Below are 25,794 nucleotides of genomic sequence, written 5' to 3'. Positions count from 1 at the left end.
TTGAAAAATTTACGACAACAAACCGCCTTGTTACTTGAAGGTAATGGTGAATATCGCAAAATCGGCCACATTATTGATGTATTTTTAATAACCCTAATAATGATCAATGTAGTTGCGATTGTACTTGAATCTGTCGTTACCCTAGCCCAACAGTACAAGCACGCGTTTTTAATGCTAGAGCTCGGCTCGGTTAGTATTTTTGCTATCGAATATTTATTACGCTTTTGGTCATGCGTTGACCGCGTAGAATATAAAAGCTTAGAATATAGTGACTTTAAACGCCGCTTAAAGTACTTATGTTCCCCATTAGCTGTTATTGATTTACTGGCAATCCTGCCCACGCTATTGATGATGTTTATCACTTTTGATTTACGCTTTTTAAGAGTCTTCAGGCTGCTCAGGATCTTTAAGCTAACTCGCTATTCACGTGCTATGCAACTGCTCTTACAATCATTTCGTGATGAAAGCGGTCCACTGATTGCCGCCTTTTTTATAATGGCTGTGGTACTCATTTTAGCCTCTTGTGGCATTTATTTAATTGAACATGATATTCAACCTGATAAGTTTGGTTCCATTCCTGCGGCAATGTGGTGGGCAATGGCAACATTGACGACTGTAGGTTACGGTGATGTTGTACCAGTAACACCATTAGGGCGTATTTTTGGTGGCGTTATTACACTACTTAGTATGGGAATGGTGGCTATTCCGACGGGTTTATTGGCTTCTAGCTTTTCAGAACAATTACGCAAACGTCGGGTACTTTTTAGTGATGCCGTGCATGAATGCCTACATGGCGGCAAGCTAGATGATGATCAGCTAGAGCATCTAGAGAATTTGCGCTGTAAGCTTGGTCTCAGTAAGCAAGAAGCAAACAAAGCCATTAAATCTCAACTGAGCCAACGCACTAAACACCTTTATTGTCGTCACTGCGGTGAACGCCAAGACTAGCTATTAGTCCTCGTTCAACAACGACTGCCAGTCTTTATTTAATAGTGCGCTTACATCATCCCCTGGGATTGGTTTACTGAATAAATAGCCCTGAAATAAATTACAGCCTAAGTTACGCAAAAAGGCCAGCTGTTGCTTAGTTTCTACGCCTTCTGCGACGCATTCTTTACCTAAGCTTTTCGCCAATGCCAACGTTGACTGAATAATCGCTTCATCATCGCTATCTAAGCCAATATCTTTCACAAAACTACGGTCAATTTTAAGTACATCAATGGGAAAACGCTTTAAATACGTTAAAGAAGCATAACCAGTACCAAAATCATCCATATATAAACGACAACCTAACGTCTTCAATTTCGACATACTGGCCAGCGCTTGTGACGAATCATGCATCAACACAGATTCTGTAATTTCAAACACTACAGAGCTGGCCGACACATCGGCATAAACTAATGCTGAACGGATCTCTTCGACTAAAGATTTATATTCAAAATCTAAAGCAGACAGGTTAATGGATATATATAAGTCGGGCCTTTGTTGCTGCCATTGCTTAAGCTCTATCAGTGCTCTGGATAAGGTTTGCAGCATAATCTTGGTGATCAAACCAACACTCTCAGCCGCAAGTGCAAACTCCTGTGGTTTATAAGTGGTGTTTTCCGGCCAACGTAACAATACTTCAAGTCCATCGGACTGATGAGTTTTTGCATTAACAATCACTTGATAATAATTGCAAAATTCGTAATTTTGATAGGCCTGATTTAATTGCGATTCTAAGTGCAGTGCGCGTTGAACATGCTGATTCATGTCTTGCTTATAAAATTGATAACACCCTTCCAAGCTCTTTTTAGAGTGGTAAAGTGCTATGTCAGCAGCTTTAATTAAGCCTTTTGCATTCATTGCATCATCAGGAGAAATGGCAACACCAATACTTAAACTGATACTTATAGCCTGTTCATTAACAATAATATTGTCATTCATGCTGGCCATTAATTTAACGCACAATAAAACCACTTCTTCTATTTGCTGAATACCTTCAACTAACAGCATAAATTCGTCGCCACTAAAACGGGCAACACTATCTTTGGCTTGTAAACGTGATTTTAACCGCAACGCAACGGCTTTTATGATCTCATCAGCAGCTTCATGCCCTAACGAATCATTAAAATATTTAAAGCGTTTAATATTGATATTGAGAAGTGCTGTTTTTGAGTTTTGCGCTTTTGCTTGTTCTAGTGCATGCTCAACTCGGTCATTAAATAAAGTGCGATTTGGTAACCCCGTTAAGCTGTCGTAATTTGCCAATACAAACAACTCATTTTCAGCCAGCTTTTGTGCGTTAATGTCGGTCAGGATCACAACATAGCTCTCTAAGCGTTGCTCAGTATCAGCCACAGCACTGACCTTGATTAATACATGACGAGGTTCACCACTGGCAAGGTAGACGGTATCTTCTGCAGAAAAATGTTCACCAGCTTGTAGCTCTTTCATAACACGCAGATAATTCACTCTGACACTACGGCTTAAACCTAGATGTAATGAACAGCTAGAGCGATGCTCTACAGGGAAATCAAATGCACTTTGCAGTGCTTTGTTAGTGGCTAGAATTCGTAAGCTTTTATCTAAAATAAACACCCAATCGCGGGTTTGCTCAAAAGCAGCACCAAATAAGCGCGCATGCTCTTCAAACACTAATTCACGGGTCATATTAGTGTAGGTGCCCGCAACTTTATCTGGCGTACTACCTTGCCATGCCACCACTTTGCCAAAGTCTTTGTACCAACGCCAATGCCCTGACTTGTGGCGCAATCGGTAAGTACAGTTAAAATAGCCCTTTTCGGTAGATAAAAACTCTAGCCACTCAATGCGGAAGTTTTGTTTATCTTTCGGGTGAATTTTTGCTAAATAGTCATCCAGATTTACCGATTCAACATCATAGCCTAATTCATTTTTAAGCCGTGGTTGATAGATGATGGGACTTGATGATTGCCAGTCCCACACCCCTGAGCGGCTTCCTTCTAATGCTAATTTTAGCCGCGCTTCACTTTCTTGGCTTTCTTTATGCGCTGCTAATAACAATTGCTGTATTCGATTACGACGCATTATCCAACTGGCAATTAATACGATAAACACGACTGCGTAAAGTGCTATAAACTGCGGCGCTCGCCATAGTGGGTATTTAACTACAATATCCAGTACTGCTGGTTGCGTATAGTCACCTGTCAGTGGATCTTTAGCCCAGATTTTTAATTGATACTCGCCAGGATTAAGTTTTGGAAATAACACGCGATTATTATTACGAGTATACGATTTTTGCCCATCAGAGAGTTGGTACTCATAAATAATACGTTCTTGATAATTAAATGCCATGGCCGAAAAAGCCACTTCTAGCCCTATATCATCATGTTCTAAGATGATTTTTTTGATTGGTTGCTTAAGATCTGTAGATAATTCACGGGACATTAAATCAATGCTAGTGATATTAACGTGGTCAATTAAACCATGCTTGGGATGATTATCATTTGGGTAAAAGTAACTAAACCCCTTCAACGTGCCATACACTATTTGTCCCGTTTTTAAACGGGTAAATGCACCACTATTAAACTCAGTAGAGATCAACCCTTCTGATGTAGTAAATTGTTGAAAGTGTTTATTCTCTGGGTTTAGTCGCCAAATACCTTTATGACTGCTCATCCAGATCATACCAGTATCATCTAGCACCATATCGTACATTAAAGTGCCAAGCTTATTTTTATCTAAGTCAATGGTATAAAGTAATTTGTAGGTCGTTGCATCCAGACCAATCAAACCAAAATTGGATAAGCTGATCCACAGCACATTGTTATTATCTACGATATAGGACATCACGTTAACTGCAACGTTTTCATGTTGTTCTGGCACAGTATAAATTTTTGTTAAAGCAAATGAATTCGGATCGACCAGATAAAGTACCCCTGCATTATAAAACAGCGGTGAATCAGGTTTGCTAGATAGTGGAGGAAAAAAACCATACGCTAAAAACGGCTCAAAGCTTTCAAATTCACCGCCTAAAGGGGTTATTTTTTGGCTATCAATATTATAAACAAATATGCCATGATCGGAATGAACATAAAACAAGTCTCCATTAGGCATCAACATAGAGCCATGTACCCAACCAGCTATTAAATGCTGTTGACTAGGATCCGCTGTTTTGGCAGGAGAAATTTCATGGCTATGTGGATCAAAACTAAACATGCCGCGATTAGTGCGCAGCCACAACTTATTTTTATACGGAGTTATCTCGTAAATATTAAATTCAGTGGTAAATAAATCGGCTTGGTAGTCTTTTAAAAAGACTTCTCCGTGCTTGGTTTTTAAATCAACGGCAGTTAAACCGTTATGGGTCGCTAACCAAAGTTTATTTTCAAACTCAGTTATTCCCCAAATTGAAGGGTGAGACAAGCCATCACCTGAGAGCATAGTGGCATTAACATTTTCAAAGTGGTAATTATCATAAGGCAAATAAAACGCCCCATCACTTTTAGTGGCAGCCCACATTGCACCGTTTTTATCTTTAACTATATCTATAATACTTGGATCGACCAGTGAGTATTTACTTTCTTCTAATCGGTTATTTTTAGTCAATTCGCCTGTAGCTAGATCTAACTTGAACAAGCCTTTATCAGTTCCCAGGTCAAGTACACCATGTTCATTGATTATTTTCCAAACATTTAGATCATCGAATAGCGTTTTATTTTTAAACGGGATATCTGGGCGCTCAAACATACTTGGTAAATCACTAATATCAACTTGATATAAGCCACGTACAGCACCCACTAACAGTTGCTCATTTTCACCTATTGCAAACGACTTTATGTAATTTTGATAAACATGATCAGGCTCTGCGCTTAAGTGTTCTAACTTTCGGTATTGCCCTGTCTCTATATGATAAACATAAGCGCCACTACTCGCAGCGATAAAAATATAGCCTTTATAATGCAATAAATCGCGGATCATACTTCTGCGAGTGCGATCTGGTAATTCAAAAACAGTTTCAATTTGCCCCGTGGCTAAATCAAGACGAGCAAAATCCCAGCCACGGCCAATCCATAATGATTTCTCATCCGTTGCAACCATAGTAAATACAGACTGACTTAAGATTTGTTCTTCACTGACGGGCTTTGATAAAAACTGCTGATAACTATCGGTACTTGGGTCATACCGAAATAGCCCAGCCACTAATGAAGCAATCCAAATATAACCGGCAGGGTCTTGATAAATAACATCAATAATCGCTTCATCTAATTCGCCATTCGGTCCTGCAATATGAACAACTTGATAACCATCGTAACGATTTAAGCCACCTTCAGTCGCCAACCATAAATAACCACTGTTATCTATTAACATGGTACTTACATAGCTTTGTGATAAACCTTCACTGGGCGATAAACGTTTTACCTGCGCAATAGCAACTTGGCTTGCAACAATAGATGCGACTAAACAAAATAAAATACAAGCCTTAAACCATTTACCCATCTAAATTTCCACGTCTTTGTTTTAACAAATTAATACTGCATGGCTACTATATTGCGTTGTTGATAGACAGCAAATAGTGTATCCAAAGCTGATGGTAATGTTAGCACAAAGTTAAACCCGATTGATTTATAAAAATCAGTTAACTCTGCATAAGCAAACGTATAAACATGCGAGTTTTGCTCAGCTAAGGCATACTTTAGTAGTTGTTTTGCAAGCCCTTGACGACGTCTAGTTGGTGCCACCAACACGGTAGATAAAAATAAATAGTCACTGCGATTTTGAATTCTGCATGCCGCGACAATAGCAAAGTCATGATAAGCAACCCAGACTTGATCATGTTTGGTCGCTCGACCACGAGCATTATGTTGACTGTAAAACTTATTAACTAAAGGTGTTTTAATCGCTGCTAAACGCTCAAAACGTAGTGTGTTCATCAGCTTTGCATCGTTGCTAGATATTGCTCAAACTGTTGTTTCAAAAACATTTGTTCTGCCACTGGCCGGCTATGAATAGTATTGTATATTTGCTCACGAGTACTCTTGCCACGCTTAATTTGATAAGCCCAGAACGATGCTTCGTAATCTAATTGTATTTGATATTTTTGTTCACGTGGTAGTAAGCATAAGTTAAACGACATAAATTACCTGTTTTTACTAATCATAATGATGTGAGTATACCATCGGAGTCACGGCTAAACTTGCGCTTTTTGGCTTTTAAACGTAGATTGGTGGCGTTTTTGCCCTACTATGGAAACGCTGTGATTAAATACATTCTTCAATGCATAGTGCTTTGTGCTTTACTGACGCCATTTTGCACTTTAGCAAAAAACCAACATATGCTCTTTAATCGCCCAGCAGATACCCCACAAGCTCGCTATGTTATTGAATTGATGACCTTAGCCTATAACGAGCTTGGTTATGATTTACATATCATTGATTTTAATCACCAAAGTGCGTTATCCGCAGCCAATAATGGTACCCTTGACGGTCAACTAGGGCGTATTTCAACTATTAGCCAGCAGTATACAAATCTGCATCCAGTAAACTTTCCACTGTTTGAGTTTAACCTTGTACTATTAAAAAATTGCCAACAATGTACCTTTGAACAAATTGACAGTATTGCCATACAAGTTGGCTACCCAGCAGCACAAAGTTACTTAAATGAGCATCCATTTATTGGCGATATTATAAACGTCAAAAGTGTAACCGCCCAACTCAATTTACTCACCCAACAAAAAGTGCAAGGGGTGTTATTACTCGATTTTTTATTATCGACTAAGCACCCTCACTTTGATGTTAATCAATTTCAAATGGAAGTGCTTGCACCAATCAAAAGCTTTCACTTTTTGCACTCTCGTCACCGTGCATTAATACCAAAACTTGAAAAACAACTTCATAAACTCAATGAAAACGGCACGATACGTTTACTCAGAGCTAAGTATAACCTTGATTAAAAACCAAAATTATCCTGCTTAGGTGAAACTGGCTGTTCAGTATTTGCTTTGTGTTTTTTTAAGTAACGCTTATAGCGTTGTTGGCATAAACTGATTACCTGCTTTTTTTCAACATTTGAAAATGAATTCCAACCAAAGCGTTCTTCACGACTGCGATAACAGCCTTTACAATAGCCTCGGTTATTGACCTCACAAATACCTTTGCAGGGACTAGGAATCTCAAAAATTTCAATTTGTTGCATAGCCAGCATCAGTCAATAAAGAATGCTTTGAGTATAGCCCGTTTTTTAAGCGAAAAAAAACCGTAGCTTGTACGGTTTTTAAAACTGTGCTGCTTTGTTATTGCTCGTGTTCGCTACTATGAAACTCAGCTTTACGATGAAAAGGCTTTGCATACATCGCTAATACAAGAGGTTTAAGTTCCTCAGGCACGTTTGCCATGCGTTGCTCAAATGCTTTTGCGTCACTTTTATCAATCACGGCTTGCTTACAACCACCAGCAATATAATTGCCAGGATGTAAGAAAAACGAATCAACTATTTGCTGATCAATCGTCTTTGCTAATCGCTCTGGCGAATCACAATCTGCATCAATGGGTTGTCCAAACGCTAAATGTACATGTCCTTTAGCTGCACTGAAGCCCTCAACAATGCTGGCAATATCTTCGCCAGCCGATTTAACATATTTACCGTGATGTTGCTTATGATAAAGCTCTTTCGCTTTTGCTATGGCACAAGGCTCATATTGATAAGAGATGGATACTGGAACAATTTTTAGCTCACGAACATATTCAGAAAATTCTTTCTTTTGCTTACGACCATTTAATTGCAACATTTTCAGTAACGCCGGATCGGTTTGATCAAAACCATCTTTCGCACGACCTTCTTTTTGGGCAATCCAAATTGAATCACCACCAGCAAGTGAATCATAAATATAGGCTGAGAGCTGCGACAGGGCTTTTAGCATCTCTTTCGGCGCTTTAGCTGAACGCTTCACTATAAAACTTTTATTAAGGCGCATTAGCTCAGTAATATATGGGATCTGCAGTAAGTTATCACCAATAGCGATGCGCACAGTTTTCATATTATGGCTAAACAAACCCCAGTTAACTAATGCAGGATCAAGCACGATATCACGATGGTTAGAGATAAATAAATAGGCTTGCTTGGGATCCAGTTGATCTAAACCAGAAAAGGTAACTTCTGAGGTCGTGCGCTTAACCAATAAAGCTAAATATTTCGCGACTTCTTGCTGTACTTGCTCAACAGAGTTAACACCGCCCCATTTTTTTTGTAATTGGTGGCGAACTAAAAAACGCGCTAAAAATGGCACTGAGGATATAAAGCGCGGCAAATTATATTTTGCTAATACATCAATAAATGCGTTATCTGCAATCAAACGAGTAACTGAGGCAGCTACTTCGTCGTCGTTGTAAGGTCTTATATCGGCGTACTTATCCACTAATTCACTCATTACTGCATCTATAAAGTTAAAAAAACGGCACGTAAAATACGTACCGTTTATATTATTGGTTCGATTATAACTCAGGCAAACTAAAATGCGAACTAAGTCACACTATTGCATTTTCATGCAAACTCATATGCGCTCTTAAAAGTACTTATAGAACATTCAATTAAGCAATGCTCTTACCAGTTACCTTTAGCTTTGCTTGCGATGCTATGACAACTAAACGCAGGATAAGTGCCATTAAAATTACACCACAAACAATGCTTAGCCAATGTGGCAGGACTTGATGCTCTTCACCTAGTAGTGGGGTAACGACAAAGCCAAACTCCGTTACTAAATAATCCGTTAAAAAACCAAAAATTAACGCCACACCAATAACCCCTATTAAATAGGCGGCTACAGCACGCTTACCAAGCTCATTTGCCACAACGCCTAATGTAGCGATATTTGTTGCTGGCCCTGCGAGCATAAACACTAACACCGCCCCCGGCGATACTCCGCTCAATAACAAACCTGCAGCAATAGGTGTAGACGCGGTGGCACAAATATACATTGGAATACTAATCAAAATCACCACCAGCATAGCTAAAATTCCACTGCCCCACTGGGTTAAAAATGACTCTGGCACATAGGTTTGGACCAGTGCAGCAAAGAATAAACCAATCATTAACCAGACCATGGTATCTGATAGTAGTTTGTTGCAGCTAAAACTTATCGCTTGTCGCATCTTCTGCCATTGACTTTGTGGTGCCGCGTTTGGTGTATCACAACAACTGGTTTTAACTTCAGGCTCCGCCGATTTAGGCGCACAGCAACTGGTTTTAGCTTCAGGCTCCGCTGGTTTAGCCGCACAACAACTGGTTTTAGCTTCAGGCTCCGCTGGTTTAGCCGCACAACAACTGGTTTTAATGTCAGCTCCCGCAGCGGGTTTTACTTGCTGTTTATCGTCATCACGCCCAACTAGTACACCTGCAACAATAGCACTGCAAATCGCAGCTATGGGACGAATAATCGCCATAAAGGGGCCTAATAACACATACGACACAGACACTGAATCAACACCCGTTTCAGGCGTCGACACTAAAAACGCTGTAGTCGCACTTTTTGAAGCACCTGCACGTCTTAAGCCTATCGCAGCAGGGATAACACCACATGAACACAACGGCATTGGTGCACCAATTAATGCCGCTTTCACTGTGGTCCAAAACCCCTCTTTGCCTAAATGTTTATTTAAAAAATTGGCTGGTAAATACACATTTAATAAGCCAGCAATCAGTAAACCAAGCATTAACCAAGGGGCAGATAATAAAAATAACTGCCAAAAATTATTGAGTAAGTCCATCGATGTCCTCCAAAGTGGTTAATATTGAACAGTTATCAGCGGGCTCTTGTCCGCCACAGCATTTATCAGCAAGTACCGATAGTGATTGATGAAAACGTGTTAGTTCAGCAATACGTTCTGCAACTAGATCACGTTTTTGTATCGTTAAATCTTTTACTTCATGGCACGAATGCTGGTGTTTTTTAAATTTAATTTGCAGCAACTCTTTGATCTCTGCCAAGCTAAAACCAACATTTTTAGCACGCAAAATAAACTTCATTTGCTTCAGTGTAGCCTCCCCATAATCGCGATAACCGGCCTCGGTTCGACTTGATGGCGTTAACAAATTATGTTTTTCATAGTATCTTAGGGTATCTGTTGAGACACCTAACTGATTAGCAAACTCACCTATTTTCATTTGTGTCTCCAATGAGTGTATTATCAACTGATTCCAACTATAAACCTTAGAGTACACACCAAGGTCAAGTATTAAAATTATTTTATTTAATAAGGACAGCGCATGAATATCACCCTTCTCGATACGGCCACATTAGCTGGCACATCACTTGAGCCTTTTCAATCACTTGGCAATTTCACAAGCTATCCGCTAACCAGTCCTGCCCAAGTACTCGCACACAGTACAGGGGCTGACGTGTTGATCACTAATAAAGTGGTACTTAACCGTGAAACACTCGCAGAACTACCTGAGCTAAAGCTTATTTGTGTTGCAGCAACTGGCACTAACAACGTTGATTTAGATGCTGCTAAAGAATTTGGTATTGCCGTGACCAATGTTGCAGGCTATTCAACACCTTCGGTTGTGCAACACACCTTTGCTTTGATCACTAATTTACTCGGTAATACCCACCGCTATATCGCAGATTGCCAACAAGGCTTATGGCAACAAAGTGAGATGTTTTGTCGCCTTGATTATCGTTTTAATGATATTGGCGGTAAAACCTTGGCAATTATCGGTTATGGTGCGCTTGGTAAAGCGGTTGCAGATGTTGCAAAAGCATTTGGTGCAAATGTGATCATCAGTGAGCGTAAAGGCCACAGCCCAAGAGAAGGCCGCACTGAATTTTTTCAAGCGATTAAATGTGCCGATATCATTAGCATTCACTGCCCATTAACGGATGAAAGCCGCGATTTAATTGGCAGCGAAGAGCTGGCAATGATGAAACCCAGCGCCATTTTAATCAACACCGCGCGCGGTGGCATTGTTAACGAAGCACAGTTAGCCGACGCATTAGCAAATCAACAAATCGCAGGAGCTGGGTTCGATGTGTTGACCAAAGAACCAGCGGCAGATAATAATCCATTAGCCATTTACGATGGCGATAACTTAATTTTAACCCCACATATTGCTTGGGCGAGCGAGGAGTCAATCATTCGCTTGGTTAAACAAGTGAGCCTGAATATCAGTGCATTTAGCCAAGGCGAAAGTTTAAACAGATTGGTGTAATAAACTAAATTTTAGCTTTATACACGATACAAGGTGGTGAAATACAATTTACCACCTTGCAAATAAAATACTAAACATATGATTTTTAAAAAATAAAAACATTGGCAGACTCTTTGCTATGAATAAGCAAATTAATAATCACTATTTAGTATCAGGATAAAACAATGAAAAAAGTACTTTTAATTGCCGCCCTTACAGCCCCACTCCTTACTGGTTGTGTAATTGCCGTATCAGACGGTGAAGCAGAAACGCATTGGGCAGGTAATAATTCAAGCTGGGAAAAGCACCATCAATCTAATCGTGAAACTATTGCATCATTAGGGCTAGATACCAGCTATCAAAGTGTTTTAAATCAACTTAAAACCCCTGATTTTACTGAGCTACTAAAAAAAGACGGCGATGTATATCAAGTACTATTTTATGCCACTCAAAGCATTCACTCAGATAGTAAAACAACAAAAGATGAATGTACGCCACTTGTCTTTAAAAACGACAAGCTGATTGGTGTAGGTGACAGTATTTATAACTCATTAAGCGCAATTTAATACATAAAGAAGAGTGAATAAGGATTCACTCTTCTTTGCTACTCACTTGCAGCAATAACGCGGGCAACAATTTTATCCCGTCCAGTATCTTTCGCTTCATATAAACCGAGATCAGCTTCCTCTAGCAGCGTCTGTTCAGCATAAACTTGACCAAACTCAGTGGTGGCAATACCAATACTGATAGTAATATGATCAGCATTGAGGGAGGCTTTATGTGGGATATTTAAAGCATTTACGGCATCTCTGAGTTTATTCGCAAACTCCCACGCATCTTGCTGGTTGATATTAGGTAATACTGCGGCAAACTCTTCACCACCATAACGTGCGACAAAATCAGTACCACGCTCACATGCGCCAACCAATGCATGCGCTACACGCTTAAGACAATCATCTCCAGCACGATGACCATAACAATCGTTATAACGTTTAAAGTGATCTATATCCATTAATAATACCGATAATGGCGTACCTGCACGGCGGCTTCTGCGCCATTCCCGTGATAAATTCTCATCTAGGTAACGACGATTAGGGATCTCTGTTAGCCCGTCAATGGAAGCTAACATTTCGAGCAAATCATTCTTTTGCTTGATCAGTAATTGATTACGTACTCTAGCACGCACAATTGCCGTGCTAAATGGCTTAGCAATATAATCCATAGCCCCTAATTCCAAGCCTTTTGCTTCATCATCATGACTAGTGTTAGCTGAAATAAAAATAACTGGGATAGTTTGCGTAGCGGGAGTTTCTTTTAACCTAACTAATACTTCATAACCATCAATACCTGGCATCACAATATCAAGAATAATTAAATCAACCAGAGTCAATTTAACAAATGTTAGCGCTTTTTCACCGCTTTCAACTAAAAATACTTCGTGATCATTCGCTAATGTTTTTTCTAACACTAATCGATTTAATGGGTCATCATCAACAATCAGTATTTTGGCTTTCTTCAACATTTACTGAGCCTTGTATTTGAATATATCTATTTACTTGTGCTAATTCGAACACCAGCTGAGTCAGGTATGATTGCTCAACGTGTTGCGACTTTCTAAGTCTACTTTCTAATTGCTGAGCGGCAGCACAAAGGCGATTAAATCCTAGGTTTCCTGACACCCCTTTAATACTATGCACTAATCGTTCCAAACCATTTTCCAACGTTGAAACATGTAATTGCTGTAGATGACTATCACACAATTGTGCAAACTTTTCTAACATAACTTGTAATAAAGTATTATCGTCAGAGAATTGAGATAATGCAAAAGTACGATCAAAAAACGGACTTTTCGTAATTTCCAGCTCATTGATTGCAGTTAATAAAGTCGCTGCAACGACAGGTTTGGTGAGATGTTTGTTCATTCCCGCAGCAAATGAACGCTGCTCATCGGCCAGCTCACTATGTGCAGTAAGCGCAAAAATAGGTAACTGTTGATGTGTATACTGTTGTCGCAATAAAGCCGTCGCTTGCAAGCCATCGACTTCTGGCATCTGAATATCCATTAATATCAGATCTGGTTTTACTTGCTCTACTAACGCAATGCCTGCCATCGCCGAGTTTGCAGTCATAACATTAATATTTGCTTGGCTTAAAATATTGCTAATAATATCTAAATTAAGTTGATTATCGTCAACCACTAACACCAGTGCACCAGCAACCTCAATGCTAGGCATTTCCATTGCAATATCAAGTTTATCACCGCCCTTGAACGGTGTTGCCTGCTGTTCAATAGTGAAGGTGATTGTGAAGAAGAACTCACTGCCTTGGCCTTTCTCACTCACCACGTTAATTTCTGATCCCATTAACGCCACTTCATGTTTTACTATAGCAAGTCCTAAACCGACACCTTGGTGGGTACGCGTGAGCGATTCATCACCTTGGGTAAATGCATCAAATAATCGACTCTGGTCGGTTTTATCAATCCCTACCCCCGTATCTTTCACCGTAAAACACAGTGTTTGCTGGGCATGAGTAATATCAAGGGCTGTTATTTTAAGTGTAATAGTACCTTGCTCGGTAAATTTCACCGCGTTGGTTAGTAAATTACCGAGTACTTGTTGCAAGCGAATATAATCACCGACAAGGTGAGGGGCTATTAACGGGTCCACTTCAATATTAAACGCAAGCCCTTTATGCTGACAAAGCCCGATCAATAGACTCTCACAGCTATCTAGCAGCGCGACTAGCTCAAAATTAACCAGATTAAGTTGCGCTTGATTGTTCTCACTTCGTGCAAAATCAAGCATCCGATTGAGCATGGTTAATAAGCTTTGCGCAGCCGTTTTTGCCTGCAAAGCATGTTGTTGCTGTTGCGTTGTTAAACCTTGTTGGATAACCATATCAATCAAGCCCGTCACTCCATTAAGCGGGGTACGGATTTCATGGCTTAAATTTGCAATAAAACGGCTTTTTGCCTCGGTTGCCCGCTCTGCATCTTGCTTAGCCTGAGTGAGTGCACTGATATCTTGAATATGAATAACATAATAATAAGGTGCTTGCTGCTCATCCCATACTAAAGAAACACTCAGCTGCCACCAAAGATTAAACTCCTCTTGCCCTAAGGTCAGGTGATACACCTTCTTTTTCTCAGTCAGTAATAAGGCTAATATCGAGGCTATTTCTTGCCATTGTTGTTGTGAAAATAACTTTTCTAATAATAAGTTAGGCGCTGCTTTATCGATATCAAAAATCTTGCGCGCAGTCCTGTTAAGCTGTAGCACAGTATGCTCAAGTGACAATAAGATCACCCCATTGGCAGCATATTCAATGGCACTGCGAAATTTAGACTCAGAAGCTGTTAATGCCAACAAGGCATGCTGTTGCGCAGTGATGTCGCGACCAATTCCCATCGAGCCTAATAACTGATTTTGCTCGTTATAAAATGGCGCTATGGTTAATTGAAATGTTTGTAGTTGGGTTTCAAGGCGTTGCTCAGCTTTCGTTTTGGTTGTTAATACCTGTTGCTCCAACTCACTAAGCTTGCCACTATCATCACTAATATCACATAACTGCTGGCCCACTAGCTGCCCTTGCTCAACCCCAATATATTGCTCATAAGCGCGGTTACAACCTAAAAATGACCCATCAATGTTTTTAAAGTAAATTAAATCAGGCACACTATTGAGCATGCTATTAAGTAAGGCTAAATGTCGCTCTTTAGCTTCATAACTGCGTGCCAACTCTCGGGTTTTAATTTTAACTTGGTCATCGAGTTCGCTGTTAGCTTGTTGTAAAGAATCAACAAGCTGCTGATTTTTATTAAGCACCCACTTGATCCGGCTAAACCATGGCTGCCAGTTAACTGGTATTTGATAATTGCCGCGAGCTTTATAATGTGCCTCATTTTGTTCAAGGTACGCCATTAAGTAAGTCATAGGTTTGACAAAAATACGTTTGTTCAACCACAGTATGGTAGCGAACATCATCATTAAAAATACACTTAAAAAAACCAGTTCTATGACGACATCGGTCACTATCGGTGCTGCTAACTTGTTGTGAGACTCAAAGTACGCAGCATAAATGGGGAGTTGTTTTTGCGCCTGAATGAGAGTGATATTATCAACCCCTTGAGCACGTTCATCAGCAAGACTTGCCGAGGGCCAATGCTGCACTAAAGGCACAGCCGTTTTAATCTCATTTAGCGAACTAGCAATAACCTTTTGCTGATCGTTTAAAAAGATATATTCACCACTGCTGGGGGATATTTTTTGTAGCCAATTGGAAACGGCGGCCAAGTCATAAATCAAAATAATGTAATCTTCACTACCCTGCTCACGCGCTTGACCTATTGAAAAGTAATTTTTACCCGCTATTTCGATAATCGCACTCGATGCTAACGAGTTTCCAACAAGCATAGGCCGAAGGTGACCATCAAGCACTTGAGTTAACATTATGCTATCGCCATCGAAACGGCGCTTGATATATACGAAACCTTGCTCATTAACGTACGCAACCGCAGCTAAAGATTGAATTAACGATAATGCGGTATTAAAAGCCGGTCCAAGGGCGATAACTTGCTGCCATTGCGCGATTGCATTTGGACTGTTTGAAAATTTACCCTGACCGACAATTTCACCACCACCGCCGGGAATTTCCCGGTAGTAATAATCATCTTGCTGATTAATCCCCTCAAGCCACTGTTGCTCAAATTGATAAGAAAGGGGTTGTTCATATTGCGCAAACAAGGTGCGGATCAAGCCATCAGCCCCCTTCATAGCATGCTCAACTTGCGCTGCTAAATTGGCAAAATCGGCTTCACGTTTATCAACAGCACGCTCCAACTTAATTTTGTATAAATGTAGGCACAATAGAAAAGCCACTAGCAATGGCACAATAAGTGCCACTGCTAGTGAGCGGTAGTAATGTTTTAAAGGTAGAAAGTTCAATCTACAGTCCGTTGCTCGGCGCTAAACTTGTGAACAAGGTTAGCGAGCCAAGCGAGACTGCGCAAGCTATAAATTTTCCTCCGCAAACGAAGCTAATCGACTTCTTACTACGCCATTTAAATTCACCGTGGCACTGCCTTCGAAATCTTTAAAGCGCTCCACAATATAGGTTAATCCAGATGTCACTGGGGTTAAATAGTTACTGTCTATTTGCGCAAGGTTACCCGAGCAAATCAACTTTGTGCCTTCGCCACAACGGGTAATAATGGTTTTTAGCTGCGAGGCGGTTAAGTTTTGGCTTTCATCTAAAATCACCACCGCATTTTGAATGCTGCGACCACGCATAAAGTTCACCGATTTAAACTGTATGTTGGCCTTTTCCATAATATAGTTACGGCTTGAAATAGGATTTTCGTCGCCTTTGTGTAATACCTCTAAGGTATCGGTGATCGCCGCTAACCACGGCGCCATTTTTTCCTCTTCGGTACCTGGTAAAAAACCAATTGATTCAGCTATTTCAGGGGTGTTTCGGGTGACGATTACCTTATCGTAAATGCCTTTTTCAACCACCATTTCTAGGGCGCAGGCAAGCGCGAGTAATGTTTTACCACAGCCTGCGGGGCCAGTTAAAATAACTAATTCAATGCCGGTATCAAGTAACGCATCCATTGCCATGCCTTGGTAGATATTTTTTGGTTTTACTCCCCATGCAGATTGATGCATAAGCCGTTCAACGCCGATATCTTTGAGCATAATATGTTGCTCATCATACGACTTTACTCTTGCCGCAAAGTGGCCGCTGTCGTCCAGTAAATATTCGTTACTAAATACATCGGGGATCAAGCTCTTTGCCACTTTATGAAACGTATCACGGCCATGTTGCTCGGTCTCGCATTCCCCTACATGTTGCCAAAAGTCACCCTCTATTTTTTTATAGCCGCTACTAAGTAACGCAATATCATCGATTAATTGATCAGTACGATAATCTTCAACAAACTTAAGTCCTGCGCCTTTTGCTTTTAAACGCATGTTGATGTCTTTAGTTACTAGCACGACCTTGCAGTGCGGGTGTTGCTTTTGTAAATGTACGGCGCAGTTAATAATACGGTGGTCGTTTTCATTACCCGGTAAACCAGAAATTGAATCAGCGAATAAATGATCGTTAACAATGATTAAAGTGCCTGCGGATGACGCTTTAGCCTTTTTATTACTAGGTAATGCTACCCCTTGCAGCATTTGTTCAGGGCTAGCGTCTTTGAGTACTTCATCCAAACCACGAATAGCCACACGGGCATCGCGACTCACATCGTGTTTTCGGTCTTTAATATGATCCAGTTCCTCTAAAACTGTCATAGGGATCACTACGTCGTGTTCTTGGAAAGATAAATAAGCGAGGGGCTCGTGGAGTAATACATTGGTATCTAGCACATACATTTTACTATCAAGGTTCGAAGCTTTTTCCATAGCACTTTCCTTACGTTTTATGATTTTTATGCTATACCAAACTAATTAAATAAAACGGGTGAAAGTTGTCACCCTGAAAAATTTAATTATTAAGGTATATTCTAAGTTTAGCTTAGATGTCATAAAAGTCTGTTTTATGACAAACCTTTTTTTGTTTTGAATTAATCCCCTGAAGCCTGCGCTTAAATAGGAATAATTCACAGTTGCTAAATTAATTAAAAGTGAGCTAGTTCGCACCTTGCAGTGGTGTTAGCTAACAGGTAACATAGCCGCCTTTTTCTTCATAGACGAGACATACATGAATTTTTCCTTAGGTCAGCGTTGGATCAGTGATACAGAGTCAGATTTAGGATTAGGCACAGTGGTTGCCCTTGAAGGCCGTCAGGTCAGCATTTTATTTCCCGCCAGTGGCGAAAACCGTGTTTATTCAATGCTAGAAGCACCGGTTACTCGTGTGGCATTTAATCCAGGCGATGTGATCAAAAGCGTTGAAGAATGGGAACTTACAGTCGAGTCAATTGAAACGATAGGCGAACTTCTTTGTTATCATGGCACCCGTGTTGATAACGGCGAACAAGCACAATTAAAAGAAACCTTTTTAGATCACTTTATTAAATTTAATAAACCACAAGACCGCTTATTTGCCGGCCAAGTAGATCGTTTTGACCGCTACACCTTACGCTATCAAACATGGCAACATCAGTTTGAGCGTGAGCAATCGCCAATTAAAGGCTTGATTGGTCAGCGCGCAAGTTTAATTCCGCATCAGCTTTATATTGCGCAAGAAGTGGGTAAACGTTTTGCGCCACGCGTATTACTTTCTGATGAAGTAGGCCTTGGTAAAACCATTGAAGCGGGGATGATTTTACATCAACAAATTATCAGTGGCCGTGCCAGTCGTGTACTGATTGTGGTGCCTGAAAATCTTCAGCACCAATGGTTGGTAGAAATGCTGCGCCGCTTTAATTTACACTTCTCAATTTTTGATGAAGAGCGCTGCGATGAAGCTTTTGCTGATTCACCTAATGTGTTCGACACCGAACAATTAGTGCTTACCAGCCTTGAGTTTTTGACCAAGAAAAAACGCTGGTTTGAGCAAGCCACCATGGCTGATTGGGACTTACTGATTGTTGATGAAGCGCATCATTTAAGTATCAATAACGGCAAACCAAGCACTGAGTATCAACGAATGGCTGAACTGAGCCAAGATATTCCAGGCCTAATATTACTTACTGCAACGCCTGATCAACTTGGTCACCGTAGTCACTTTGCACGCCTACAATTACTCGACCCTGATCGCTTTTACGATTACGACGCCTTTGTGGCAGAAGAAAGTAATTATAAGCATGTGGCAGAGGCGGCCAATCAATTACTGCAACAGCAAGCACTGGATGACAGCGCCAAAGCCACGCTGATTGAGCTATTAAAAGAAACCGATATCACCACAGTGCTTGAACAAGCACAAAATGGCGATACTGCGGCCCGTAAAGAAATCTTAGCCATGTTATTAGATCGCCATGGCACAGGTCGTATTTTATTTAGAAATAGCCGTAGCGGCATTGATGGCTACCCTAGCCGCAAATTACATGCTTACCCTATGGCAATGCCAAAGCAATATAAAACAGCCATTTCAGTGTTAGGTAATATGAGCGGCATTCAAAATGCAGAGCTGAGCGCGCAACGTGCCCTATTCCCTGAAAAGATTTTCCAAGAATTTGAAGGCGAAAGCGCCAGTTGGGGACAATTTGATCCGCGTGTTGATTGGTTGATCGACACCCTAAAAACTCTAAAACGCGAAAAAGTGCTGCTGATCTGTGCCAAAGCAGAAACCGCAATCAGCCTTGAGCAAATCTTACGTGAGCGTGAAGCAATTAAAGCGTCTGTTTTCCACGAAGGGATGACGATTATTGAACGTGACCGTGCAGCTGCGTTTTTTGCTGACGAGTACGACAACGCACAAATATTACTGTGTTCTGAAATTGGCTCTGAGGGTCGTAACTTCCAGTTTGCGCATCACTTAGTGTTATTTGATTTACCATTGAACCCTGATTTACTTGAACAACGTATTGGCCGCCTTGACCGTATTGGCCAAACTCAAGATATCAATATTCATGTGCCGTACTTTGAAAACAACGCCCAAGAAGTGTTACTACGTTGGTATAACGAAGGCTTAGACGCCTTTGAAACCACCTCTAGTACCGGCCAATTATTATATAAAGAGTTCAAAGATGAGCTGCTTGAGTTTATTGCTGCGCATAACTGTGATGAAGACGAGTTAGAGCCATTACTAGAGCAAGTTGCCAAACAAAATGCCGTACTGCGTAAGCAAATGGAAAGTGGGCGTGACCGATTACTTGAATTACACTCATCGGGCCAAGGCGCAGCTGACTCGCTGGTTGTCGATATTGAAAAATTAGACAACCAGTTTGAACTGCCAAGCTATATGATCAACGTGTTTGATACCTTCGGTGTTAGCCAAGAAGATAAAGGTGAAAATACCATTATCTTAAAACCGACTGAGCATATGTTAAACCCATCATTCCCAAGCTTAAAAGACGACGGTATGACAGTTACGTTTGACCGTGATACAGCGCTTGCCCAAGAAGATGTTCATTTTATTAGCTGGGATCACCCTATGGTGCAAGGCACTTTAGACATGATTTGCGATGATGATTTTGGAACCGCCTCGGTCGCACTGCTTAAAAACAAAAAGTTACCGCCGGGTACCTTCTTTGTTGAGCTAATTTACGTAGCGGCAGCCATGGCACCAAAAGCATTGCAAGTAGGCCGCTTTTTACCACCGACGCCAATTCGTATTTTATTAGATAAAGCCAGCAACAACTTAGCTGATAACGTCGGATTTGATGGCTTTAACCAGCAGCTTTCAGCGGTAGGCCGTCAAACAGCAAGTAAACTAGCAGGCGCATTACAAAGTGCGATTCATCCAATGCTTAAAACAGCCCAAGATATGGCACAAACTAAGCTAGAGGTGATTAGAGCCGCAGCACTTGAGCAAATGCAACAATCACTCAGTGAAGAGCAAGCACGTTTAGCTGCGCTGAAACAGATCAACCCTAATATCCGTGAAGAAGAGCTAACCTTCTACGACAAGCAACGCACCGAGCTGACAAGTTATATCGGCAAAGCACAGTTGCAGTTAGATGCAATTCGCTTAATTGTGGTATCGCATTGATTTGGGAGCTGAGCTTTAAGTTATAAGCGGTAAGTTTTAAGTTTAAAAAAGCGCGGTGTATTAACTTACAGCGCGCTTTTTTATTGCCGTGCAGGATATGAGTTTGTAGCAAGTTTACCTCGCGACAATGAGATTACTTTCGCGGTGACAAGCCACTCGCCTACAAGTAATGTAAGCACCGTGCTCCTGTAGGTCGTCATTTATGGCGACAAACCTATTTTTCCATATAATGGCAGGAGGCGCTTCGCGCTACACAGAGAAGAAAAAACGCAGCGTCTCTTAACCTCTTTGTGAATAAATATAATTACGCGGCAAAACCGAGTTACTCGGGTCTGCCTTTATTGCGCTTGCCTAATAAATACGCATCGCGAAATTTCATAAAATGCTGCTCAAGCTTTGTTGCGGCATCAGTCTCCCCTGCCAGCGCTAACACCATAATTGCCACTTCAGCGGTGCCAAGTTGATGGGCATGCGGTGCAACGCGCAAGCGATAATCTGAGAGTTTTTCAGCGGTGATCGACAGCACTGGCAAACTATCAAGATAAGGACTTTTGCGGATCATTTTTTTCGCTTCACGCCATGTGCCATCTAAAAAGATAAACAAGGGGCGTTTATTTGGCTGGGTTTGCACTTCGGTTATTACACGCGTGGCATCTTCAACATCCGTGGCAGGAAAAATCACCATAGGCTGATATTGTGGGTCGCTCAATAACGCTAATAGCTTTGCATCAGGCTCGGTTCTGTCCCAGCGGAAAGCATGGTTATCAGGGACTATTTCTGCAATCAAGCGCCCTGTATTAGAAGGTTTAAAGCTTTCATTATGGTACATCAACATACAAACCGCGGCATCGCACTCAGCCTGCTCTACGCCGTCACAAATACAATAATGTTTTGCAATTAAGCATTGCTCACAGCGATCCATTTTGCCACCTCGGGCATTAAACTCACGACGAGATTCGCTAATTTGCTGAGCACGCAAAGTAAGTACTGAATTAGAAGATCGTTTATTCACGTGGTTTATTACCTAAAATAGTACCTAAATTTGTTCGGCGGATATTATAACACATTTGCGCAGGGTAAACCCACGCCTACGTATTGGTAGCAGCGAGTTTACCTCGCGATAAAGCCCATTATTTACCACTGAGGGCACAAAGGCGCTTCGCGCTACACAGAGAAACCAAAGTAAAAAATCACTTATTTCTTCTCTGTGTTCTCGGTGGTGAATTAATCACTGAAATAACTTTAATCTATTTGCGCAGGGTAAACCCACGCCTACGTATTGGTAGCAGCGAGTTTACCTCGCGATAAAGCCCATTATTTACCACTGAGGGCACAAAGGCGCTGCGCGCTACACAGAGAAACCAAATTAAAAAATCACTTATTTCTTCTCTGTGTTCTCGGTGGTGAATTAATCACTAAACGAACTTTAATCTAATTGCGCGGGGTAAACCCGCGCCTACAAGGTATTACATATTACACACCCGCGCCTACAAAACAAAAAACCCAAGCCTAGGCTTGGGTTTTTAAACAATTAACTAAAAGAACTTACTTCTTCTTTTTAACTGCTTTTTTGTTTGGTAAATCAGTGATCGAACCTTCAAAGATTTCAGCTGCAAGGCCGATTGATTCGTTCAATGTTGGGTGAGCGTGAATAGTAAGCGCTAAGTCTTCGCCATCTGCGCCCATTTCAACCGCTAGACCGATTTCACCCAGCATTTCGCCTGCGTTGATACCAACCATAGCGCCACCGATAACACGGCCACTTTCTTTATCAAAGATAAGTTTAGTTTGACCTTCAGTACGAGCAGATGCAATTGCACGACCTGATGCAGCCCACGGGAATACCGCAGTTTCGATGCTTAAGCCTTGCTCTTTTGCTTCTTTCTCAGTTACACCAACCCAAGCGATTTCTGGATCAGTATACGCGATTGAAGGAATGCATTTAGGGTCAAAGAAGTGTTTTTGACCTGAGATAACTTCAGCAGCAACGTGTGCTTCATGAACCGCTTTGTGTGCAAGCATAGGTTGACCAACAATGTCACCAATCGCGAAGATGTGATCAACATTTGTTTTAAGTTGCTTATCAACATTGATAAAGCCACGCTCATCAACGTTAACACCTGCTTTGTCTGCATCAAGTAGTTTACCGTTTGGTGTACGACCAACAGCAACAAGTACTTTGTCATAACGTACTGGTTCAGCCGGTGCATTTTTACCTTCAAACGTTACATATAGGCCGTCGTCTTTTGCTTCAACGCCTGTCACTTTAGTAGAAAGCATTACATTGAACTTTTTGCTCACGTATTTTTGATAAATCTTGATAACGTCTTTATCAGCCGCTGGTACTAGTTGGTCAGCAAATTCAACTACGTCGATTGCAGAACCAAGCGCACGGTACACAGTACCCATCTCAAGACCGATAATACCACCACCTAATACAAGTAGTTTTTCTGGTACGTCTTTAAGCTCAAGCGCGCCAGTTGAGTCAATTACACGGTCATCTTCTGGGATGAAAGGTAAGTTAACTGGTTGCGAACCTGCTGCGATAATTGCATTATCAAAGGTAATTGTTGTTTTGCCGTCTGCGCCTTCAACATCAAGGGTGTTGCTGCCAGTGAATTTACCGTAACCGTAAACCACTTTAACTTTACGCATTTTAGCCATGCCGTCTAGGCCGCCAGTTAACTGACCAATTACAGACTCTTTCCAATCACGGATTTTGTCTAAGTCAATTTGTGGTGCGCCAAAAGTAACACCATGAGATGACATTTCAGCAGCGTCATCAATTACTTTAGCTACGTGTAAAAGTGCTTTTGAAGGGATACAACCCACATTAAGACATACACCGCCTAATGTGTCGCGAGATTCTACTAGTGTAACTTCTAAGCCCAAGTCAGCAGCACGGAAAGCCGCAGAATAACCACCAGGACCACCGCCTAGTATAACAACTTGAGTTTTTAATTCGTTGCTCATGCTTTTACCTTAATTGTTTGAACGGGACACTGCCCTAAAGTTTAACTGCCATGTTTCTGCAAGGCAGAAAGGGCATTTGTGCAAAGATTGTATCATTGCAAATGGTAAAAATCCCAGCAAAAAACAACTGGCTGGGATTTGATTCTATTTATTTTTACATGACCAGCTGGCGTATGTCGCTCATGTAACTTGCAAGCGTTACAGTAAAGCGTGCCGCTAGTGCACCGTCAATCACCCTATGGTCGTATGACATAGAAAGTGGCACCATTAATTTAGGCTCAAATTCTTTACCATTCCATTTCGGCTTCATTTCAGATTTAGATACACCTAAAATTGCCACTTCTGGCGCATTTACGATTGGGGTAAATGCCGTACCACCGATACCACCTAAGCTTGAGATAGTAAAACAGCCACCTTGCATATCTGACGATGTTAGTTTGCCGTCACGCGCTTTAACCGATACTTCCATCAGTTCACGTGATAATTCAATGATGCCTTTCTTATCTACATCCTTAAACACTGGTACAACTAAACCGTTTGGCGTATCAACTGCAACACCGATATTGATGTACTTTTTAAGGATTAAGCTTTCACCATCTTCAGATAACGACGAGTTAAATGTTGGGAACTCAGCTAATGCTTTTGCAGCTGCTTTCATTACAAATACCAGTGGCGTAATTTTAACACCTAGCTTTTTCTTCTCGCTAAGGGCATTTTGCTCTTTACGGAACTCTTCAAGCGTGGTGATATCAGCTTCATCAAACTGGGTAACATGTGGGATTTGCACCCAGTTACGGTGTAAGTTTTTACCTGATAGCTTTTGAATGCGAGATAGTTTCTTCTCTTCGATTTCACCAAATTTAGCAAAATCAACTTTTGGCCATGGAATTAATCCAAGCTCACCGCCGCCAGCATTGCCGTTACCAGCAGATAACTGACCAGACTCAACTTGCTTAACTAAGTTCTTCACATAGTTTTGCACGTCTTCTTTAACAACACGGTTTTTACGCCCTGAACCTTTAACGTTCGCAAGGTTAATACCAAACTCACGGGCTAAACGACGTACAACTGGCGATGCATGAGCATACGCACTGTTGTTTTCGAAGCTTTCATTACTTGCTTTTTCAGGTGCTGCTTGTGAAGTAGGAGCAGACTCTGTTTTTTCTGCTTTAGCTTCTGGTGCAGGCGCTGATTTTTCAGCTGATGCAGCAGGTGCACTACCTTCAACTTCAAATACAAAGATAAGTGAACCGGTCGATACTTTATCGCCCGCGGCTACTTTAATCTCTTTTACTGTGCCTGCAAACGGCGCTGGTACTTCCATTGCCGCTTTGTCGCCTTCAACGTTTAAGATTGATTGGTCTTCTGCAACCTTATCGCCTACTGCAACCATGACTTCAGTGACTTCAACTTCATCACCGCCGATATCTGGTACGTTTACTTCTTTACTGCTCGGCGCAGCACTTTGTGCAGGCGCAGATTCAGCAGCTGGAGCGGTCTCAGCTTTAGCTGGCGCAGACTCACCACCGGCAACTTCAAAAACAAACACTAACGAGCCTGTTTTTACTTTATCGCCAGTGGCAACTTTAATTTCTTTAACAGTCCCTGCAAACGGTGCTGGTACTTCCATTGCCGCTTTGTCGCCTTCAACGTTTAAGATAGATTGCTCTTCTTCAACAGTATCGCCAACAGCAACCATCACTTCGGTCACTTCAACTTCATCATCGCCGATATCCGGTACAGTAACTTCTTTAGTTGATGAACCTGAAGAGGCAGCGGGTGCTGCGTCTTCAGATTTAGCCGCAGCTTCCGGTGCTTTTTCTTCGCCAGCGCTTTCACCTTCGAATAAGAATACTAAAGAGCCCGTAGTAACCGTGTCACCCACGTTTACTTTGATTTCTTTAACAGTACCTGCTTGCGCAGCTGGTACTTCCATTGATGCTTTGTCGCCTTCAACGGTTAGTAGCGATTGGTCAACTTCAACTTTGTCACCAACGCTTACTAAGATCTCGGTTACTTCAACTTCATCGCCACCGATATCTGGTACATTAATTTCAATACTCATTGCAAAAC

The 25,794-nt window shown here is 41.3% G+C and carries 18 protein-coding genes; 5 read left to right on the top strand and 13 right to left on the bottom strand.

Annotated elements, in window-relative coordinates; all coding sequences use genetic code 11:
* Positions 1 to 948, top strand: a complete 948-nt coding sequence (locus A7968_RS13895) for an ion transporter (protein WP_064667176.1) — start codon at positions 1 to 3, stop codon at positions 946 to 948.
* 3 nt (positions 949 to 951) lie between these two features.
* Here the strand turns inward: A7968_RS13895 and A7968_RS13890 are convergent, their stop codons facing one another.
* The 3 genes from A7968_RS13890 to A7968_RS13880 are packed head-to-tail and all read right to left on the bottom strand — an operon-like array spanning position 952 to position 6,097.
* Positions 952 to 5,460, bottom strand: coding sequence for an EAL domain-containing protein (locus tag A7968_RS13890; RefSeq protein WP_064667175.1), 4,509 nt, complete (start codon positions 5,458 to 5,460; stop codon positions 952 to 954).
* 29 nt (positions 5,461 to 5,489) lie between these two features.
* The gene (locus A7968_RS13885; protein ID WP_064667174.1) at positions 5,490 to 5,894 is read right to left on the bottom strand and encodes a GNAT family N-acetyltransferase; all 405 of its coding nucleotides are present in this window, start codon (positions 5,892 to 5,894) and stop codon (positions 5,490 to 5,492) included.
* Positions 5,894 to 6,097, bottom strand: a complete 204-nt coding sequence (locus A7968_RS13880; RefSeq protein ID WP_064667173.1) for a DUF3283 family protein — start codon at positions 6,095 to 6,097, stop codon at positions 5,894 to 5,896. The genes A7968_RS13885 and A7968_RS13880 overlap by 1 nt, the downstream gene beginning before the upstream one ends.
* Positions 6,098 to 6,217: 120 nt before the next feature.
* Between A7968_RS13880 and A7968_RS13875 the strand changes: the two genes are divergently transcribed.
* Positions 6,218 to 6,913 carry a transporter substrate-binding domain-containing protein gene (locus A7968_RS13875; protein ID WP_227008855.1) on the top strand — a complete coding sequence of 232 codons (696 nt, stop codon included), beginning with the start codon at positions 6,218 to 6,220 and terminating at the stop codon, positions 6,911 to 6,913.
* Here the strand turns inward: A7968_RS13875 and A7968_RS13870 are convergent.
* The 4 genes from A7968_RS13870 to zntR form a co-directional block, all read right to left on the bottom strand.
* Positions 6,910 to 7,155, bottom strand: coding sequence for a DUF1289 domain-containing protein (locus A7968_RS13870; RefSeq protein WP_064667302.1), 246 nt, complete (start codon positions 7,153 to 7,155; stop codon positions 6,910 to 6,912). The two genes, A7968_RS13875 and A7968_RS13870, sit on opposite strands and share 4 nt — an antisense overlap.
* A 97-nt stretch (positions 7,156 to 7,252) precedes the next feature.
* Positions 7,253 to 8,386, bottom strand: coding sequence for a 1-acyl-sn-glycerol-3-phosphate acyltransferase (locus A7968_RS13865; protein WP_064667172.1), 1,134 nt, complete (start codon positions 8,384 to 8,386; stop codon positions 7,253 to 7,255).
* Between the two features lie 160 nt (positions 8,387 to 8,546).
* On the bottom strand, positions 8,547 to 9,722 hold the full coding sequence (locus A7968_RS13860) for an SO_0444 family Cu/Zn efflux transporter (protein WP_064667171.1): 1,176 nt from the start codon (positions 9,720 to 9,722) through the stop codon (positions 8,547 to 8,549).
* The gene (gene zntR / locus A7968_RS13855) at positions 9,706 to 10,119 is read right to left on the bottom strand and encodes a Zn(2+)-responsive transcriptional regulator (protein WP_064667170.1); all 414 of its coding nucleotides are present in this window, start codon (positions 10,117 to 10,119) and stop codon (positions 9,706 to 9,708) included. Before zntR ends, A7968_RS13860 begins: the two co-directional genes overlap by 17 nt.
* A 102-nt stretch (positions 10,120 to 10,221) precedes the next feature.
* On the opposite strand from zntR, the gene A7968_RS13850 reads away from it, so the two are divergent.
* Both A7968_RS13850 and A7968_RS13845 read left to right on the top strand, forming a co-directional pair.
* Entirely contained in the window at positions 10,222 to 11,166 is a 945-nt protein-coding gene (locus A7968_RS13850) for a D-2-hydroxyacid dehydrogenase (RefSeq protein ID WP_064667169.1), read from the top strand.
* A 164-nt stretch (positions 11,167 to 11,330) separates the two neighbouring features.
* Positions 11,331 to 11,711, top strand: coding sequence for a DUF3192 domain-containing protein (locus A7968_RS13845; RefSeq protein WP_064667168.1), 381 nt, complete (start codon positions 11,331 to 11,333; stop codon positions 11,709 to 11,711).
* A gap of 38 nt (positions 11,712 to 11,749) precedes the next feature.
* Here A7968_RS13845 and A7968_RS13840 read toward each other — a convergent pair whose 3' ends face one another.
* From A7968_RS13840 to A7968_RS13830, 3 genes are all read right to left on the bottom strand, one after another.
* Complete coding sequence (locus A7968_RS13840; RefSeq protein WP_064667167.1) at positions 11,750 to 12,667, bottom strand: diguanylate cyclase domain-containing protein; 918 nt, start codon at positions 12,665 to 12,667, stop codon at positions 11,750 to 11,752.
* Positions 12,636 to 16,091, bottom strand: coding sequence for a PAS domain-containing sensor histidine kinase (locus tag A7968_RS13835; protein ID WP_064667166.1), 3,456 nt, complete (start codon positions 16,089 to 16,091; stop codon positions 12,636 to 12,638). Before A7968_RS13835 ends, A7968_RS13840 begins: the two co-directional genes overlap by 32 nt.
* 66 nt (positions 16,092 to 16,157) lie before the next feature.
* Complete coding sequence (locus A7968_RS13830) at positions 16,158 to 17,555, bottom strand: PhoH family protein (RefSeq protein WP_064667165.1); 1,398 nt, start codon at positions 17,553 to 17,555, stop codon at positions 16,158 to 16,160.
* A 298-nt stretch (positions 17,556 to 17,853) separates the two neighbouring features.
* Here A7968_RS13830 and rapA point away from each other — a divergent pair, with 298 nt between their 5' ends.
* Positions 17,854 to 20,748 carry an RNA polymerase-associated protein RapA gene (gene rapA, locus A7968_RS13825; RefSeq protein ID WP_064667164.1) on the top strand — a complete coding sequence of 965 codons (2,895 nt, stop codon included), beginning with the start codon at positions 17,854 to 17,856 and terminating at the stop codon, positions 20,746 to 20,748.
* 322 nt (positions 20,749 to 21,070) lie between these two features.
* Here rapA and A7968_RS13820 read toward each other — a convergent pair whose 3' ends face one another.
* From A7968_RS13820 to aceF, 3 genes are all read right to left on the bottom strand, one after another.
* Positions 21,071 to 21,760 carry a tRNA-uridine aminocarboxypropyltransferase gene (locus A7968_RS13820; RefSeq protein WP_064667163.1) on the bottom strand — a complete coding sequence of 230 codons (690 nt, stop codon included), beginning with the start codon at positions 21,758 to 21,760 and terminating at the stop codon, positions 21,071 to 21,073.
* A 533-nt stretch (positions 21,761 to 22,293) separates the two neighbouring features.
* On the bottom strand, positions 22,294 to 23,721 hold the full coding sequence (gene lpdA / locus A7968_RS13815) for a dihydrolipoyl dehydrogenase (protein WP_064667162.1): 1,428 nt from the start codon (positions 23,719 to 23,721) through the stop codon (positions 22,294 to 22,296).
* A gap of 154 nt (positions 23,722 to 23,875) precedes the next feature.
* The gene (gene aceF, locus A7968_RS13810) at positions 23,876 to 25,786 is read right to left on the bottom strand and encodes a pyruvate dehydrogenase complex dihydrolipoyllysine-residue acetyltransferase (RefSeq protein ID WP_064667161.1); all 1,911 of its coding nucleotides are present in this window, start codon (positions 25,784 to 25,786) and stop codon (positions 23,876 to 23,878) included.
* Positions 25,787 to 25,794: the final 8 nt, after the last annotated feature.

This window comes from Pseudoalteromonas prydzensis, assembly GCF_001661495.1.
GTDB classification, from domain to species: Bacteria; Pseudomonadota; Gammaproteobacteria; order Enterobacterales; family Alteromonadaceae; genus Pseudoalteromonas; species Pseudoalteromonas prydzensis.
This window is presented reverse-complemented; position numbering and strand designations above follow the sequence as displayed.